At 33.2% G+C, this 15,796-nt stretch carries 18 protein-coding genes; 5 read left to right on the top strand and 13 right to left on the bottom strand.

What is annotated here, in order from left to right:
* The first annotated feature begins 106 nt into the window (after positions 1-106).
* Both BUB80_RS14475 and BUB80_RS14470 read left to right on the top strand, forming a co-directional pair.
* Positions 107-709: a hypothetical protein gene (locus BUB80_RS14475; RefSeq protein ID WP_073294045.1), complete on the top strand. Its 603-nt coding sequence runs from the start codon at positions 107-109 to the stop codon at positions 707-709.
* Between the two features lie 211 nt (positions 710-920).
* Positions 921-1,751, top strand: a complete 831-nt coding sequence (locus BUB80_RS14470) for a hypothetical protein (protein ID WP_073294043.1) — start codon at positions 921-923, stop codon at positions 1,749-1,751.
* Between the two features lie 160 nt (positions 1,752-1,911).
* Here BUB80_RS14470 and BUB80_RS14465 read toward each other — a convergent pair whose 3' ends face one another.
* The 6 genes from BUB80_RS14465 to BUB80_RS14440 all read right to left on the bottom strand — a co-directional run bounded on the left by BUB80_RS14465 (position 1,912) and on the right by BUB80_RS14440 (position 5,339).
* Positions 1,912-2,472 carry a DUF4256 domain-containing protein gene (locus tag BUB80_RS14465; RefSeq protein ID WP_073294041.1) on the bottom strand — a complete coding sequence of 187 codons (561 nt, stop codon included), beginning with the start codon at positions 2,470-2,472 and terminating at the stop codon, positions 1,912-1,914.
* Between the two features lie 50 nt (positions 2,473-2,522).
* Positions 2,523-2,912 carry a DoxX family protein gene (locus BUB80_RS14460; protein ID WP_073294039.1) on the bottom strand — a complete coding sequence of 130 codons (390 nt, stop codon included), beginning with the start codon at positions 2,910-2,912 and terminating at the stop codon, positions 2,523-2,525.
* A gap of 18 nt (positions 2,913-2,930) precedes the next feature.
* Positions 2,931-3,509, bottom strand: coding sequence for a YdeI/OmpD-associated family protein (locus tag BUB80_RS14455; protein ID WP_073294037.1), 579 nt, complete (start codon positions 3,507-3,509; stop codon positions 2,931-2,933).
* A gap of 40 nt (positions 3,510-3,549) precedes the next feature.
* Positions 3,550-4,020 (bottom strand): SRPBCC family protein, encoded by a 471-nt coding sequence (locus tag BUB80_RS14450; RefSeq protein WP_073294035.1) that lies wholly within the window; start codon positions 4,018-4,020, stop codon positions 3,550-3,552.
* 5 nt (positions 4,021-4,025) lie between these two features.
* Positions 4,026-4,349 carry an ArsR/SmtB family transcription factor gene (locus BUB80_RS14445; protein WP_073294033.1) on the bottom strand — a complete coding sequence of 108 codons (324 nt, stop codon included), beginning with the start codon at positions 4,347-4,349 and terminating at the stop codon, positions 4,026-4,028.
* A 120-nt stretch (positions 4,350-4,469) separates the two neighbouring features.
* The gene (locus BUB80_RS14440) at positions 4,470-5,339 is read right to left on the bottom strand and encodes a DMT family transporter (RefSeq protein ID WP_073294031.1); all 870 of its coding nucleotides are present in this window, start codon (positions 5,337-5,339) and stop codon (positions 4,470-4,472) included.
* 483 nt (positions 5,340-5,822) lie between these two features.
* Here BUB80_RS14440 and BUB80_RS14435 point away from each other — a divergent pair, with 483 nt between their 5' ends.
* Complete coding sequence (locus tag BUB80_RS14435) at positions 5,823-6,503, top strand: XRE family transcriptional regulator (RefSeq protein ID WP_073294029.1); 681 nt, start codon at positions 5,823-5,825, stop codon at positions 6,501-6,503.
* 96 nt (positions 6,504-6,599) lie between these two features.
* Here BUB80_RS14435 and dapB read toward each other — a convergent pair whose 3' ends face one another.
* Complete coding sequence (dapB, locus tag BUB80_RS14430) at positions 6,600-7,400, bottom strand: 4-hydroxy-tetrahydrodipicolinate reductase (RefSeq protein WP_139262703.1); 801 nt, start codon at positions 7,398-7,400, stop codon at positions 6,600-6,602.
* Positions 7,401-7,610: 210 nt separating this feature from the next.
* On the opposite strand from dapB, the gene BUB80_RS14425 reads away from it, so the two are divergent.
* A complete protein-coding gene (locus BUB80_RS14425) occupies positions 7,611-8,105 on the top strand; it encodes a hypothetical protein (protein ID WP_073294025.1) in 495 nt (164 codons plus the stop codon).
* A 54-nt stretch (positions 8,106-8,159) separates the two neighbouring features.
* On the opposite strand, the gene BUB80_RS14420 is transcribed toward BUB80_RS14425, so the two are convergent.
* The 6 genes from BUB80_RS14420 to BUB80_RS14395 form a co-directional block, all read right to left on the bottom strand.
* Positions 8,160-9,293, bottom strand: coding sequence for an FAD-dependent oxidoreductase (locus tag BUB80_RS14420; RefSeq protein ID WP_073294023.1), 1,134 nt, complete (start codon positions 9,291-9,293; stop codon positions 8,160-8,162).
* A gap of 114 nt (positions 9,294-9,407) precedes the next feature.
* Positions 9,408-10,265 (bottom strand): EamA family transporter, encoded by an 858-nt coding sequence (locus BUB80_RS14415; protein WP_073294021.1) that lies wholly within the window; start codon positions 10,263-10,265, stop codon positions 9,408-9,410.
* A 363-nt stretch (positions 10,266-10,628) separates the two neighbouring features.
* Complete coding sequence (locus BUB80_RS14410) at positions 10,629-11,750, bottom strand: FAD-dependent monooxygenase (protein WP_073294019.1); 1,122 nt, start codon at positions 11,748-11,750, stop codon at positions 10,629-10,631.
* 77 nt (positions 11,751-11,827) lie between these two features.
* Complete coding sequence (locus BUB80_RS14405) at positions 11,828-12,685, bottom strand: helix-turn-helix domain-containing protein (RefSeq protein ID WP_073294017.1); 858 nt, start codon at positions 12,683-12,685, stop codon at positions 11,828-11,830.
* An 83-nt stretch (positions 12,686-12,768) separates the two neighbouring features.
* Positions 12,769-13,194 (bottom strand): VOC family protein, encoded by a 426-nt coding sequence (locus tag BUB80_RS14400; RefSeq protein ID WP_073294015.1) that lies wholly within the window; start codon positions 13,192-13,194, stop codon positions 12,769-12,771.
* Positions 13,195-13,250: 56 nt separating this feature from the next.
* Positions 13,251-14,072, bottom strand: a complete 822-nt coding sequence (locus BUB80_RS14395) for a helix-turn-helix domain-containing protein (RefSeq protein ID WP_073294013.1) — start codon at positions 14,070-14,072, stop codon at positions 13,251-13,253.
* Positions 14,073-14,565: 493 nt separating this feature from the next.
* On the opposite strand from BUB80_RS14395, the gene BUB80_RS14390 reads away from it, so the two are divergent.
* On the top strand, positions 14,566-15,561 hold the full coding sequence (locus tag BUB80_RS14390; protein ID WP_073294011.1) for an SDR family oxidoreductase: 996 nt from the start codon (positions 14,566-14,568) through the stop codon (positions 15,559-15,561).
* Positions 15,562-15,796: the final 235 nt, after the last annotated feature.

The raw sequence follows: 15,796 nt of genomic DNA, 5'->3' as shown, positions 1-15,796 counted from the left end.
GTCATCAATACTTTTGTAATAGTTGGTATTACAGGTGTATGATTGAAAACGGACATTTATTTAATACTAAATATTATTTTACCACTCATCATTTAATAAATTAACAATGAACGAAAATAATAAACATCTGCCAGAAACATTCTTGACATTATATAATTTTAGAAAAAATGATATTTTTCCTTCCGAAGTAAGCCAAGAACAAATTATTGAAGAGTTTTTTCCAAAAAGCTTTGTAGAACTCGTCCAAAACCTTTCAGATATTACAGGGGCTTTTTATGGAGGTATGCTTAAACAAATTGAAGTACTTTATGGGAAAGATGCTACAAGTCAGATTTCTAAAAACTTCATGTATGACCTCGGAATAAAAACAGCATTGAAAAATATGAGTGCCAAACCAAATTTAAACTCCGATCTTCCAGCTATGGCTAAAATACTTTTAGGAACAGTGTATACATCCAGTCCTGAATTTAGTTTTGAAATTAAACAATGGAATAATACAATAATTGAAGTATTAATAAAAGGAATTGACCGCTATCATAAAGCAGCCCAGAACTTTGGGATTGCAGAACAGCTGGAATGGCCAACTATAAAACCTTTCATACAAGGAATTTGTGATGCTATGAAATTAAATATTCTATTTAAAATGGATATTCACGAACTTAAAGATGATAGCTCATGTATTTATAATTGTACTATATCACAAAAATAAATATATATTCATCAGGCTTATTTTTATTTCATTTAAAGCTGCTGCTTACTGGAAATTAATCTTTTTATAATAGTTTATAACTATAAAAAGATCAGCTTCATTAAAAATTAACAATTTAATCATCTCTTGAATAATCAAAAGAAAATCAATTATAAATTATTGATTAATAAGCTACTAACATGAAATAATCTAAAACTAATATTTTATACACATGATAACAACTGACATCCAAACCACAATCATTCCATACCTTGGCGAGACCTATCCTTATTTTTATATTCCTGAAAACACGATTTCTATTGGCGATAGGATAGAGACTGAAATCTCAAATTTCGATTTTAGTAATGAAAATTTTTCAGAATTAATAAAAATTTTAACATCAGTAGGAAGCTGTAATTTATATAAGCTATTAAGTCCCAAGTCTCAAGAACGGATTTATTTCTTAGGAGAAAAAGTGAGAATAAGACAGTTGTTCTATAAAAAATCAGAATCAGTATCTATCGTCTGTGAAAGCTTCTTAGAATCAAAGATGAAAGGCAAATCTGTACTTTTGATTAGAGATAAACATTCAGGGGAAGCAATTTATTCTATTGAAATTGATTATCATATTATACAGAATGATGCATTTAGACTTTTTTACAAAGATTATTATAATGATAATCTCATTGAAGATCTTGATAAAACACTTCCTGGGAGGAAAGTAGTGATAGAAAATGATCATCAATTCATTATTTTTATCGAACCATTTACACCTAATCAATGTAAGGGACATTTTGACAATTATCCTATTGTTCCTTCCGCTTTTACTATAAACTGTATATTGCGTGAGGTTTTCGATTTTCTTGGAAGTAATAATACCTATGAAATAGACAATCTAGAAGGCTATTCGAATAGGGCTATGCCGACAGGAATAAAATATCAGATTGAAGTTTCACATCAGCATTTTCAAAAAAACATCATCTTTTTCAACTGTAAGGTAAAGGATCTTTCAGGCACTCCTTACGCTATCATGATTCTTTATCTGAGATTAAAAGAGAAATAAATTTACATTAAAACCGGGAGAGCTAAGACCGTGAAAATATATATACTACTTTCCGTTTTAATGGAGAATGATTATAAGTGTATAGGCAGAAAGTTATTTAGGAGTTAACATAATATTTTGTAGCGTAGAATCTCCTTGGTTGAAAAATTCTTGATTTATATTAAACTTTTAAACAACCACGAAAACCTCTTGCTGCATAATAAGAATCAGCACCATTGTGATAAGTGAAAACGGTATTATAACGGCGGTCACAAAAAATAGCGCCTCCTAATTCTCTGATATTGGGTGGCGTTTTTATCCAACTTGACGTTTTAACATCAAATTTTCCGAACTCCTGAAGCTGACGATATTGTTCTTCAGTTAATAATTCGACACCCATTTCTGAGGCTTTATCAATGACATTACTTTCAGGTTTGTTAGCTTTTCTTGCTTCCCATGCCTGATAATCATAGCAAAGACTTCTTCGTTTTGGGCTTTCTGCGGAGCAATCAACGAAAATATATTCATCAGTTTTTTTATCATGTCTTATAACATCTGGCTCACCTTCAGTTTCTTCCATTTCATTTAAAGACCAAAGTTTATTAGGATTTGCTTCTAGCTTTGACTGAATTTTATCCCAATCTAACTCTTGATGGCGGTTCATGTTTTTTTCAAAACGAATTTTCAACGTTTTAAGCAAAGCTTCTGTGTACTCAGAAGATAGATGTTTATTGTTTTTCATACGAATGATATTGTGTTAAAAAATTGGACTTTAAATGTATTCAAAAATAATTAAATTAATTTACGGTCGGCTGGTCGAAAATACCAAGAAATACAAGTAATTGTTAGGAGCAATAAAGGGGGGAATATTTTGCTAATAGGATCTCCCACAATGATATGGGAAGCCAATGCTCCGGACATTGTGAAGAAAAATCCTGCATATGCCCATTCTTTTAATAACGGATATTTAGGGATTAAAGCAACAATAACTCCTATTATTTTCCAGATTCCGATGATGGTCATTAAGTAAATGGGAAAGCCCAGTTTTGTGAAGTTTTCTACTTCATCTTTATTCTTCATCAATTGAACAGCGGCTGTTGAAATCATTCCCAACGACATCCAAAGAGTGAAAATCCAGTAAATGATCTTGTTTCTTTTTTGTGATTTATTTTGTGTTTCCATTATTTAATTATTTAGTAATTAATCATTTAAACCTTTTCCAATAAGAATGTCAGGAATATATTTTTCAATTCTTGAAGCACGCGTTTTTGCTTGTTTAGCAGAAGAAAAGTAGAGTAGGTAAGCTCTTTGTCTTCCGGGAGTTAGGTTTTCGAAAGCATCTTTTAGAGCTGAATTTTCATCTAATTTATTTTTAAATTCTTCAGGCATTTCAAATTGCTTAGTTTCTTTCATTTCAACTTTTATACCTGACTTTTCTACTTCAAGCGCTTCAAATAAATAGGTTGTAATGATTTTTTCTAAATCAACGATCTCCTTCAGTTCTGTAAATCGGATTTGCCTTGCAGCCTGCACATTTTCAGATTGGTGAATTAAAATAGAATGACTGTCACTTAGTAATGCACCTTTAAAGAATAGGAGAGCGCAGTATTCTTTAAACCCATGAATCAAAAAAATATTCTTTCCATGATAGGTGTAGCAGGGGCATCCCCATTTTAATTCTTCATCAAGTCCTGTATTCAGGGCAATTGCTCTTAACTTTTCAAATTCTTTCTGCCATTGTTTGGCTTTATCAAAGAAGAAGTCTACTTTAGGATTCATATCTATAAGTATTAAGTAATTGGTAATGAATGATAATTGATCAATGGTCAGAATTAGAAAATATTTCCTGCAGACGATTATGTGCGCTATTTAAACCTTGTGCAAATGGAAGTTTAAGGATTTGATCTCTGTATTCAACAGATTTATAAATGGTTTTAATCGTTATTTTACTAGTACCGTCTGTTAATCCTTCAAATTCTAAAAATTCTAACTGAACAGGAAAAGGAGTGTTTTCCATTTGAAAAGTTCGTGTAATCCTTTGATTAGGAATAAACTCATGAATGGTTCCATTGGCGCGGAAAACAATATCACCTTTGGGATTTAATGTTTCAAACTGATAACCACCATGCTGCTGATTTTCAAGTTTTAAAACTTTGGTTCCCATCCATTGTTCAACCAATCCAGCTTCTGTGTAGGCTTTGAATAATAGCTCTAAAGGCAGATCAAACTCTCTTGTAATAAGAATTTCCTGTTTGTTGTCTTCGGCTTGGATTTTTGTTTTAAGTTCCATATTTTCTATTTTTTCTGTTGATAGGCTTTCATTACAGTTTCTAATGTATTGAATCTCTCATCCCACATTTGACGGAAAGGTTCAATAAAATCGGCTATTTCTTTCATTTTATTTGGATTGAGATGATAGATAATTTCGCGTCCATTTTGTTCCTGATGGAGTAGTTCGCATGCGGTGAGAATCTGTAAATGCTTTGAAACTGTGGGTCTTGCAGTTTCAAAATTCGAAGCAATAGCTCCTGCAGTCATTGATTGTGTGGCAACCAACATAAGGATTGATCTTCTGGTAGGATCTGCTATGGCCTGAAATACATCTCGTCTTAAATTCATTATGAAGCTATTTGACTATAAATATATATGAAGTTATTTAACTACGCAAATATTTTATTGTAAATTATTGATTTTGAATAAGAAACCTCTTGTAATAAGCATTACAAGAGGTTTTTAAAATTATGATTTCTTACGAATTGAAATAAATGTCTGTAAAATAACTGAAATCACGATGAAGGATAGGCCGGCATAGAATGGCAAACCGATCTCTTTGCTTTCATTGAAGAATAGGAGAGCCATGATGATTGCATAAATGGGCTCAAGATTGAAGGTGAGATTTACGGTAAATGCAGGAATTTTCTTCAAAACCTCTGCAAATGCCACATAAAGACCTACTGTACAAAAAAGTGATAAGACGCCCAAATAAGCCATATCTTTTAAGTCAGGTATTATGCTATCTGCCGGAAAGAACACTAGGTAAATGGGCAAAAAAGCTCCTAGGCATAGGGTTCCTGCAAACATTTGATAATAATTGATGACCTTAGCATCATATTGATTGACCAGGCGTTTGTTGTAAATTGTATAAAGTGCTCCAAACGCTGATGAGACCACACCTAAGCTAATTCCTAATTGATAGGAAGAATCAAAATGAAAAATTAAACTTATTCCAAAAATTGTCAAAGCACTCAGCAGCAATTCTGAAGCTTTAAATTTTTCTCTATCAATTAAAGGTTTAAATAAAGCGGTAAAAAAACTGGTGAGACAATAACAAACCACGCCAATTGAGATGTTTGAATATTTTATGCTGGCATAAAAAAACAGCCAATGCAAAGTAATAAGCAAACCAACTTTGGCTATACGGAATTTTTCACGATGTGAAACTTTATAATCGATTCTGAGCAGCTTTAAAATCGCATATAATATTAGGGTTGAAAAAAGAAGTCTGTACCAAACCAGCAAGCCTTCATTAAGAGATATTAGTTTTCCGAAAACACCGGTAAACCCGGCAAGTATCACAGCAATGTGCAATAATAAATATGATTTTTTCATTGAGAATGATCTGTCTGTACAACAAGATTTTAAATTAATATGTAACTAAATCTGAAGCATTAAAAAACAGCCAATAAAATTTTATCAGCGTGAAATTACAATACTTCATTTACTTTTTAGAAATATTAAAATCTTGGAGGAGGCAAACAGCTCGCGTGGTTCATACTTATTTATATAGCTGCAAATTTAGGTAAAATACTAATATGTATATGGTATACTCTCTTTAAATGTTTGGATAAATAAAATCCTATAATTTATATTATGTTAAATTGAATATATTAATGATTTTAATATTAACGACTTATGACGTCACGTTTCTCTTTTCCGGATTTTTTTATTCTAGTCATAAAGCTATGCTTATTTAGGTTGTGTTGTTGATTCTTTATAATTGATAATTTTTTATCCACAACGAAGCTTGTTTTTGCCCTAAAATTGATGATCTCCTTTAAACAATTTGTATTTTTGTGAATCTAATTTTTAATAATGTCAATTTTTTCAGATAACATCAGGCTTTTGCGAGGTAAATTAGGAATAACCCAGCGCGAATTGTCTGAGCAAATTACCATAACCACTTCACGATATATTTCCTATGAAAACGCCAGATCTAAACCTCCTGTGGATATATTAATCAGGATTTCCAGATTGTTTCATGTAAGCATTGATCTTTTGCTTTCTGTAGACCTGATAAAATATCCTTTAGATGATATGCTGAAACTTCCAGATAACAGGATTGTTTTGCCTGTTGTTGTAGATCAGAATGGAAACGAAAGTATTGAAATTATTCCTCAGAAAGCTTCTATGGGATATTTAAGAGGTTATAGTGATCCTGATTATATTGAAAGTTTAGAAACTATTTCTTTACCTTTTCTGAAAAACGGAAAGTTCAGGGCCTTCCCTGCCAGTGGAGATTCTATGCCTCCTTTTAAGGATGGCTCATTTATTATTGGAAAATATATGGAAGGAATCAATGATTTAAAATCAGGAACTTCTTATATTTTTGTTACCTCAAATGACGGAATTACCTACAAACGACTGAAGGCAAAAAATAAAGGTTCTATCACTGTTGCGTCTGATAATACATTTTATGAACCATATGATATCCCTTTTGAAGAGATTTTGGAGGTATGGAAATATGCGTCAGGAATTTTCCCTGAAGATTTCTAATCCACACATTAAGTAATAACTATCTTTCTGCTTAGCAATTAGTTAAAAGGCAAGGCAGAAAGATAGTACTACTCTATTGTTTTTATTTTGTAATTTTTAAAAATCCATTACAGTATCCAATCCACGTCTTAAGCCAGTAAATGTTCCCACTTTTTCTATTGCTAAAAGAGCTCCTTTTACATAAGGTTCAGCACTTGAGCCAGAATCGTGTCTAATGGTTAACTTTTCATCTTTTAATCCAAAGATGGTTTCAATAGAAATAACGTGGCCGGGTAATCTTATGGAATGCACCTGAACCCCTTCAAGATTTGCTCCACGGCTGTCTTTTTCACCAATCAATTCGTCGTTTGAGACATGTACAGTAGGTTTTTGAACTTGTGAAAGACGGTGTGCTAATTCTCTCGCCGTTCCGCTTGGGCTGTCAATTTTATCTTCATGGGCATAATCAATAATTTCAAAATTTGGAATATATTGCGCTGCCATTTCTGAAAACTTTTGAAGAAGAACTACGGTTAGGGAAAAATTACCAACTGCTAAAACAGAAGAATTATTCTCGTCAGCTATGGTAGCAATTTCTGAATAATCTTCGGCAGTTAACCCTGATGTTCCTATCACTACTCTTTTCCCTTTCTTTAATGCTGAAATTGTATTTTTCTTACAAACATCAGGTTTTGTATAATCTACTAAAACATCAAAATCTACTTCAGATAAGGCATTATTAATATCATCATAAATGGGAATTTCAGCATTTTCTAAACTTAAAATTTCTCCTAGATTTTTACCTTTACTCTTTCTGGATAAAGCACCCACTAATTGCATATCATCTGTTTTGTAGACTCCTTTACTTAGTTCAGAGCCTGCCCATCCGGTAGCTCCGGCAATAAAAACTTTGATCATTATATTTTGTTTAAATTGGTTTGTGTCTGTCTTTACAACTTTTTTGAATTACTTTATTTTCAATCTCTACTTCGCCTTTTGGAAAAGGATTTTTAATCAATAATATCAACAGCAATTTATGATTTTTTATCAGGAAAAATTTAAAAGCAACAAATTGGTGGTAGTGAAATAAAAATATTATATTTATTTTTCCAAAAAAATTGACTGGTTATGCCGACTGATGCTTCTCACAAGCTGATTCCGATGACAACTTTTGTTATTGAATACTATTTAAACGAAGGATATGCAGATCTTCAAACATTAAGTTTGATGAATAATTATGCTAATTTCCTAAAACAACCTTTAACGCTTGGAATGTTTATTCCGATAGATACCAATGGAAATGTCCTTAAAGAACCTAAAAACTATAGCATCTGGAAAACATTAAAGCATAATGACGGAGAAAAAAATGATGGTGTTGGGTTTGAAGAAAACAGAGTATATCAAATAGCAGAACGAAACTGTTTTTTTGAAGGATTTGATGTTGTATACAATGGATATTCTATTGTTCGTATTTTAGCCTCTTATAATAATTCTATTGAATTATCTTTTAATAAAAATGACTTAAAATGTTCAACATTTAATGATATTGAGTCATTTACTGCTTTAGATGAAATATATTTAACACCTACTGCCTTAAAGACGATTGGAATTAAAAAAGGATAAATAAATAGGAGTAAGTACAAAGAATATGACACTTTCTTTGTACTTATTGTCATCTTAATTGCTAAACCTTTTCTGGAACGAAAACCCAGGTTGATGCATCGCAATTTCATTTTTACTTGTTTCTAATTGTGCTTCACTTACATAAACCTTCATTTGTTGTTCATAATCGTTGATGGCATCTTCTATTGTTCCAAACGTTCCGTTGGTTAGATTTTCGGATAAAATTAACGCGTCTAACAATGCGGTATTCGCACCCTGACCCGCAAAAGGAGGCATGACGTGTGCAGCATCTCCAATTAATGTGATCGGTAAAGGACGATTATTTTTCCAAGGATCTTCTACAGAAATTTTACGGGTTGGTAACCCTACAAAAAAGGAGGTTGAACGGAATAATTGATGATAGCATTCGCCCCAATCAGCTAACATATCAGAAAGAAATGTAGCCATACTTTCTGTATTTTGAAAGTCTAATTTATTTTCATTAATCCATTCTTCAGGTTTTCTGAATGTTACATTATATGTTAATGCGCCGTTGTTATTTGGGTTTGCGATTACATTAATTCCCTGATTTGCGGTCATCAATATATTATTGTCACACAATTGAAAAAAATCTGGATATTGTCTTTCAGGTTGAAAAACTTCGCCTTGTATAATAAAAGTTCCTGTATACTCTACTTCAGCATCTGTGATATGTTTTCTGGCTTTGGACATTCCTCCATTAGCCCCGATTACAAAATCTGCGGTTGCAATTATATTATTTTCAAAATGTAGAATCCATTTTTCGTCAGTTTTTTCCAGGTCTGTAAATTTCCTGTCCCATATCACCGTATTGGGTGCTAAGCTGTCGAGTAAAAGTTGTCTTAAATCATTTCTATTGATCTCAGGATTATCGTAATGGCTTTCTGGTGTCTGATTTTTAATGAATAAAACCTTGCCTTTTTCATCAGCAATAGTTCTTCCCATCGGGACTGCTCTAGCATAATAACTTTCCAGTAATCCTGCTTTTTTCATGGCATCCTGTCCCGAGCCTTTGTGTAGATCTAAGGTACCACCCCAAATTCTGGTTTGTGAATCCTGATCCCTTTCATAGACTTTTACGTCTGCTCCTTCTTGTTGTAATAATTTTGCTAATGTTAATCCTGCCGGTCCGGCACCAATAATAGCTATTTCCTTATTCTTTAATAACATGATTTTGTATTGTTTTATCTGAATACAAAATTCTGAAATGTTGATATAACAGGATTGTATAAATGCGACAAAATAAGTTTTTCAGATAAATCAAATCAACCTAGTTAGACTATTTTACAGTTCGGTTTGCTGTTTTTTACTTTCACTAAAAATTGTAGCGCCCATACTTGCAGAGATGACACACGCCACAGAAATCCATTGTAAAAGGGTAAGCTTTTCTGATAAAAATAGCAATCCAGAAAAAGCGGCAAATGCGGGTTGTAAACTCGTTAAAATACTAAATGTTTTTGCCGGAAGTTTTTTTAATGCTACCAAATCTAACGAAAAAGGCAATGCGCTTGATAAAATAGCCACACCCAAACCTTTTAAGAAAAGTATCGGTGTAAGTTTAAAAACTCCCCCATCCCATAATGCAAATGGTAAAATAATCAGAATGGCGAAAAGCATTCCTGTGGTAACGGCGTCCTTTCCCTGCATTATTCCTGCTACTTTACCTCCCATTACAATGTATACTGCCCAAAAAGTACCTGCGAGAAAAGCGAGAAAAAGTCCTAACAAATCTACATTATTACTTTGCCACGGAACAATCAGTAAAATACCGGCACAGGCGAGTAATCCCCAGAGAATGTCTATCCATTTTCGAGATAAAGATAAGGCTAAAAATAAAGGACCAATAAACTCTACTGTTACCGCTAATCCTAATGGAATTCTTTGTATTGCTAAATAAAAAATCAAATTCATGGCCGCAATTCCTATTCCATAAAGGGAACAATATAACCATTGTTGTTTGGTGAAAGTGGAAAATTTTGGACGATTAATGATCGTAAGAAGTATTGCTGACAAACCAATTCTTAATACACTTGTTCCTACTGCTCCAATTGTAGGAAACAGTTGTTTTGCTATAGAAGCTCCACCCTGGACGCAAACCATAGATAACAATGCTGCGGAAACGGCTTTATTCGATTTTTTCATTTATAAAATAATTGATTATTAAATGCTAATCAAGAAGGCTTAGCATTTTTTAATATTGATTGGATGGCATTATCCAATTAAAATACAAATCTCTTAAAAATAATTCTTTTATAGCCTTTTTTGAATCAATTTTCCTGTGATTAAAAAATGTTTTTTATTTTGAACGGATTAAACCCCGCTCCTATTGATAAAGCCTCTAATAACCATGTCAAGGTTTTAAACCTTGACATGGTTATCAAACAAAAAGATTAAAAACTGATGTGTTCTTATTTCCAGTTTAATAATCAACTTAAAATATTAATGTATTAATCTTTTGCTTCTTTTACGGTTAAATTGAAAGTTTACAAGTTCAAGATAAAACACTTAAAAGCTAAGTGTTTGCGTATTTCTTTGACGAATAGCTTCTTCCGTTCTTGGGATGAAATTATCTGTAATATTTACTGCTGCGTTAGCTTGCACTTCTTCAATAAATGGTCTCAAATTTTTGTTGTATTCTTGAAATGCAAGAGTAAAATTACCATCATATTTTTCCAATGCATCTGCTAATGTTGCCGCTCCAATTATTGATAAAGAAGCACCCATTCCTGCGGCGGGAGAAGCACAATATCCGGCATCGCCTATCAGCGCTACTCTCCCTTTCGTCCATGATGGCATTTTGATCTGACAGAATTTATCGAAATAAAAGAATTCAGAATTTTGAACTTCTTCCAATAATTCTGCAGTTCTCCAGCTTTGTCCTTCAAACTGTTCCAGAATAATTTTTCTTTGTTCATCTTCATCTCGGTAATCATAATTAATCTCTTTTTCTGAGAAGAAACAAAAAATAATATCGGTTTTATGTTTGTAAGCATTCAGGGTAATAGCCTTATCAGGAACATTATACATTTGCATTGTTTTTTGTTTGATCAAAAGCTTATTGGCAATTGTGATAGAAAAATACGCTCCCAGAAAATGAGAATATTCTGTTTCGTCACCAAACCAAATCCTTCTCACACCAGAATGAATGCCGTCGCAGCCCAATACCAAATCGAATGCGCGTTGCGAACCCTCTTTAAAACTCACTTGTATATTGTCTTGTGTTTCGTTTAAAGCAGTGATACTATTGTTGAATATAAATTCGACATCTTTTTTCAGTTCATCAAATAAAATATGCATAAACTGATCGCGTTCAATTTCTATATCGTCATCGGATGCTTCAGGATCTTCATTCACTACAATAGTGCCTTCAGAAATATCATCAGCATTTTTAAATTCTATCTTTTCGACATTCAGTCTGTTGGCTTTTAATTGCTCAAAAATTCCCATTCGTTTAGAAATATCTGAAGCTAAACCTTTGATATCAATCGCTGCTCCTGCAGTGCGAGGTTTGTTGGCGAGTTCAACTACGGTTACGTTATAGCCTAATCTATTCATCCAGTAAGCGGTTGAAAGTCCTGCTATACTTGCTCCGGAAATGAGAACTGAGTTATCTTTTAATGATTCCATTGTATTTATTTTTTTGTTGATACAAAGGAACATCGTAAAAATAGGGACTGCAATATCAGAACAAAGTAAGTATTGGACTAATCGCGGTTTTTGTTTCTGAAAGCTAAAGGAGTGATTCCTGCAACTTTGGTAAAAAGGCGAGAAAAATAAGGATAATCATCATATCCTAATGCTGTAGAGATCTCTTTTACCGATTGATCTGAATGATAAAGCAAGCGCTTGGCTTCTAAAACAATACGCTGTTGGATGTGATGAGAAACAGAATAACCTGTGGTGTTTTTGATGCACTCGTTCAGGTAAGGCGTTGAAATATTAAGTGCTTGGGCATAATCTGCCGGACGTTTGACAGTTATATATTTCTGTTCTAAAATTTGTTTAAAAGCCTTGGTGATAATTTCAAATCGGGATAGTTTTTCCGGAGATTGAGTATGTTCTAAATATTGAGAAATAACCAATGCTACCAAGGTATTGCAAATATCTTTTAATAAAGAATGATAGAGTTTTTCATTTTTCCGGTCATAAAATTTTAAAGAAAGCGATATCGTCTCAGACATAAGAGAAAGCGTTTCTTTATCTAATAGTAAAGGTTTTACAGGTCTGATTTCATCCAATAATTTTAGATATTCAGGATTCAGATATTCGCTGTTAAGTGCCCAAGTGCTGACGGTTATATTTTCGGTAGATGTTGTGTAATGCACCTGATCAGGATGGATATAAATGACAGATGATTCTTTAATATCATATTTTTGAAAATCAATTTCAATGGAAACGGTGCCTTTTTCGAGTAAGAAAAATGAATGAAGATCGTGCCGATGAGACTCTTTCTCCTCTTCCTCAATCATTTGATAATCAAAAGATACTCTTTCCATAACAATGCCTGGGCTGCGTTCGTCAGCCATGGAGTTAACAGGTATTGATGTTGTCTTTTTGTTCATTATATGATTTTAACCACAAAAGGCCTAAAAGCTTTTAATTACGTACTTTAGAACCTTTTGTAGTTTGATTTTTTAAAGCAAATTTATGCAGGTTCCCACAACTCTATTTTATTGCCATCTGCATCCATAATATGTACAAATTTTCCGTATTCGTAGGCTACAATCTCATCCACTACTGTGACACCGTTTTCTTTCAGATTATTCACCAATCCTTCAATATTCTGAACTCTGTAATTGATCATAAATTCCTTTTTTGAAGGTGCAAAATACTCGCTTCCACTTTTAAAAGGACTCCATTGCAAAGAATCTACTTCTTCCGGATTATTTACGTTTCTGGATTTAAAAGTTGAGCCCCAATCGTTGGTATCTAATCCTAAATTTTTCGCATACCATTCTCTTGTTTCCTTTGGATTGTCTGTGAAAAAGAAAATTCCACCAATCCCTGTTACTTTTGGAGTATCAGCAGCAGATGAAGCTGGGTTCTCAGTTTGATTTTTTTTGTCTTCCATATTGTTTTTAAGTATTGAATATTAGCTTACAACTCCTATCGTAAGCAAAGTTTTTATTAAATTTTCTTTTGTTTGAATGTGATAAAATCACTGCTGATGATCTGTTTCCCTTTCTTTGCTTTTTGGGCAAATGCTGCCGGTGTTGTCCCGCTGTAGCGTTTGAATTCTCTGCTTAAATGAGCCTGATCGGTATAGCCCAATTCAATGGCTAAAGCAGCTAGATTAGATTCCGGATCTATCCATAATTGATTTCTTACTTGCTCAAACCGAATCAAACCGGATACATCTTTTACCGTATAACCAGACGATTGTTTAAACTTTCTTTCTAGGGTGCGAATCGTTGAATGCGCCTCTGTTGCTATTTGACTTACGGGCATTGTTCCGTTTGTCTCTCTCATAGCATTTCCGGCTTTATAGAGTGTATTGTCTTTAGAAATTTGAGCTGTACTCAAGAACTCTTTTTGTACATGAACTATGGCTTCCTCTATTTCTCCATTCTGAATATATTGAGCTAAGATAGACTGAAGCTGAGCGATAGAATGCTCAAAAACCTGTACGCCGTCTTTACCGGATGGTAATTCAAGCAGATCAAAAATACTCCACGGATAACATCTGATTCCTATAATCTCTAAACTATTTTTTGCATAAAAATGAGCCGGTTGATTAAGAAGCCCAATCATAAACGGTGATGGTAAAGGCTCTATATTTCCGTTGTGAGCAATGCTACATCCGCTTCCAAAATGAAAAATAATTTCTGCATAGCCATCAGGAACTACCTCAAAACTTGATTCTACTTCTCCGAATTCTCTTCTGTCATACCAAAAACATTGGATGCTGTTTTGTAACGCTTCAGAAGGTTCAAATTCTAGGTGTTGCATTTTGAAATATTAGAGTTCTTGACTACGGTTTTGTCGAAAATATTTTTTTAAAGCAGATGGAATCAAAAATAATAAATAATTAGGTAAAGAAGAAATATTTATTTAGGATCGAAAGATTTTACATTTCTGTTTTCAAGTTTAAGTTTTAATTATTCAACTTGTTTAAACTTTTATTTTAACCGCAAAAGTGACAAAAGATTAACACATTAGTCACTTTAAGTTGAGTGTTAGCCTACAAATAAGAGCACATAAGTTTTTAAAAATCTTTGCATATGGAGCGGAGTCGAAATATTATTCTTTTGTAGACTTTTGCTTTCTCAATAACCAATCCTTAATAAATCAACAATAGCTTTTGATTCTTTTGCGGTTAAATTTTTAATTAGTTTAAACAGATTCATTTATATTTTAATCAATTATAATGAAAAATTTATAGGTGTATGGCATAATAATAGGTTGTTTTTAATTAAGTACAATTCTAAAAACCATTCACAAAATGAAATCAGATCATATAATACAGAAAAGCCTTAGGGGAAAAACAGTTGTTATTACAGGAGGAAGTAGTGGCGTAGGAAGAGCGGTTGCTGAAGCTTTTGCCCTTGAAGGATGTAATATTGTTGTTGCAGCGAGAGGTAAAGAAGCATTAGATGAAACCGTAAGTTTATACAGAGACTTGGAGGTTGCGGCACTTGCTGTTCCTACAGATGTTTCCATTGCAGAGCAGGTTGAAAATTTGGCACAGGCTGCTTTACAATTTAACGGAAGAATTGACATTTGGGTGAATAATGCCGGAGTAATGGCCAGCGGAAAATTTGAAGATATTCCGATGAAGCTTAACGAGCAGGTGATTAAAACAAATTTGTTTGGCTATATGCATGGCGCCTACTCTTCATTGCCTATTTTCAAAAAGCAAAATGAAGGAATCCTTATCAATAATGTTTCGATTGGTGGATTTATGCCGGCACCCTACAGTGCGGTATATTCAGCAACTAAATTTGGAATTCGAGGGATGATGGAATGTCTTCAGGGAGAAATTTCTGATTTTCCCAATGTTCATATTTGCAATCTCTATCCGCAGATTCAACGATCTACAGGAAATATGCATTCTGCAAAATATTCGGGATTGGATTTTAAAATCCCTCCCTTTGCAGCAGATCCTAGAGATACTGCAGCCAAAATAGTTGAATTGGCAAAAAATCCAAGGAAAGATCTATTTCCAGATACTGCTTCAATGCTCTTAAAGAATGTTTATGGTATATTTCCTAAACCTATCATGAATATAGCCTCCGCAGGAATGCGCCTGATGATGAAGATTAAAAAAGCGCCCTCTGATGACGGAAATGTTTTATATCAATCATCAGAGCCTCACAGAATTTATGGTGAAACCATGTTTCCGGTGCCTTCAAAGAAAACTAAAATGGCTGTATTGGCGGGTGTTGGTTTAGGATTAGCGTATATGCTATTCACCAACAGATCTTCAAATAAAGATTAAGTATAGAAAAAGTATAAAAAAACATCTTCCGATTTGAAAGATGTTTTTTTTATACTGATCTGTCTAGTCCTGAAATAGCGATACACAAAAAAATGATCGTTATGAAAGAATACTTAGAAACGCTTTATGTCAAGCGTACACAGAAAGATTACAGTTTAAGTTTGAAACTTCAGATTGTAAAAGAAATTGAATTCGGTAAATTAGGAATTACAGAATGTCGTAAGAAATATGGTAT

It is taken from the genome of Chryseobacterium polytrichastri (genome assembly GCF_900142445.1).
Taxonomy (GTDB): domain Bacteria; phylum Bacteroidota; class Bacteroidia; order Flavobacteriales; family Weeksellaceae; genus Chryseobacterium; species Chryseobacterium polytrichastri.
Note: the sequence above shows the minus strand (reverse complement) of the source record. Positions and strands in the feature narration are given on the sequence as shown.

Bases quoted from the DNA above. Each gene is read 5' to 3' on its own strand.
- BUB80_RS14475 (WP_073294045.1), top strand. From the start codon at position 107: ATGAACGAAAATAATAAACATCTGCCAGAAACATTCTTGACATTATAT.
- BUB80_RS14470 (WP_073294043.1), top strand. From the start codon at position 921: ATGATAACAACTGACATCCAAACCACAATCATTCCATACCTTGGCGAG.
- BUB80_RS14465 (WP_073294041.1), bottom strand. From the start codon at position 2,472: ATGAAAAACAATAAACATCTATCTTCTGAGTACACAGAAGCTTTGCTT.
- BUB80_RS14460 (WP_073294039.1), bottom strand. From the start codon at position 2,912: ATGGAAACACAAAATAAATCACAAAAAAGAAACAAGATCATTTACTGG.
- BUB80_RS14455 (WP_073294037.1), bottom strand. From the start codon at position 3,509: ATGAATCCTAAAGTAGACTTCTTCTTTGATAAAGCCAAACAATGGCAG.
- BUB80_RS14450 (WP_073294035.1), bottom strand. From the start codon at position 4,020: ATGGAACTTAAAACAAAAATCCAAGCCGAAGACAACAAACAGGAAATT.
- BUB80_RS14445 (WP_073294033.1), bottom strand. From the start codon at position 4,349: ATGAATTTAAGACGAGATGTATTTCAGGCCATAGCAGATCCTACCAGA.
- BUB80_RS14440 (WP_073294031.1), bottom strand. From the start codon at position 5,339: ATGAAAAAATCATATTTATTATTGCACATTGCTGTGATACTTGCCGGG.
- BUB80_RS14435 (WP_073294029.1), top strand. From the start codon at position 5,823: ATGTCAATTTTTTCAGATAACATCAGGCTTTTGCGAGGTAAATTAGGA.
- dapB (WP_139262703.1), bottom strand. From the start codon at position 7,400: ATGATCAAAGTTTTTATTGCCGGAGCTACCGGATGGGCAGGCTCTGAA.
- BUB80_RS14425 (WP_073294025.1), top strand. From the start codon at position 7,611: ATGCCGACTGATGCTTCTCACAAGCTGATTCCGATGACAACTTTTGTT.
- BUB80_RS14420 (WP_073294023.1), bottom strand. From the start codon at position 9,293: ATGTTATTAAAGAATAAGGAAATAGCTATTATTGGTGCCGGACCGGCA.
- BUB80_RS14415 (WP_073294021.1), bottom strand. From the start codon at position 10,265: ATGAAAAAATCGAATAAAGCCGTTTCCGCAGCATTGTTATCTATGGTT.
- BUB80_RS14410 (WP_073294019.1), bottom strand. From the start codon at position 11,750: ATGGAATCATTAAAAGATAACTCAGTTCTCATTTCCGGAGCAAGTATA.
- BUB80_RS14405 (WP_073294017.1), bottom strand. From the start codon at position 12,685: ATGAACAAAAAGACAACATCAATACCTGTTAACTCCATGGCTGACGAA.
- BUB80_RS14400 (WP_073294015.1), bottom strand. From the start codon at position 13,194: ATGGAAGACAAAAAAAATCAAACTGAGAACCCAGCTTCATCTGCTGCT.
- BUB80_RS14395 (WP_073294013.1), bottom strand. From the start codon at position 14,072: ATGCAACACCTAGAATTTGAACCTTCTGAAGCGTTACAAAACAGCATC.
- BUB80_RS14390 (WP_073294011.1), top strand. From the start codon at position 14,566: ATGAAATCAGATCATATAATACAGAAAAGCCTTAGGGGAAAAACAGTT.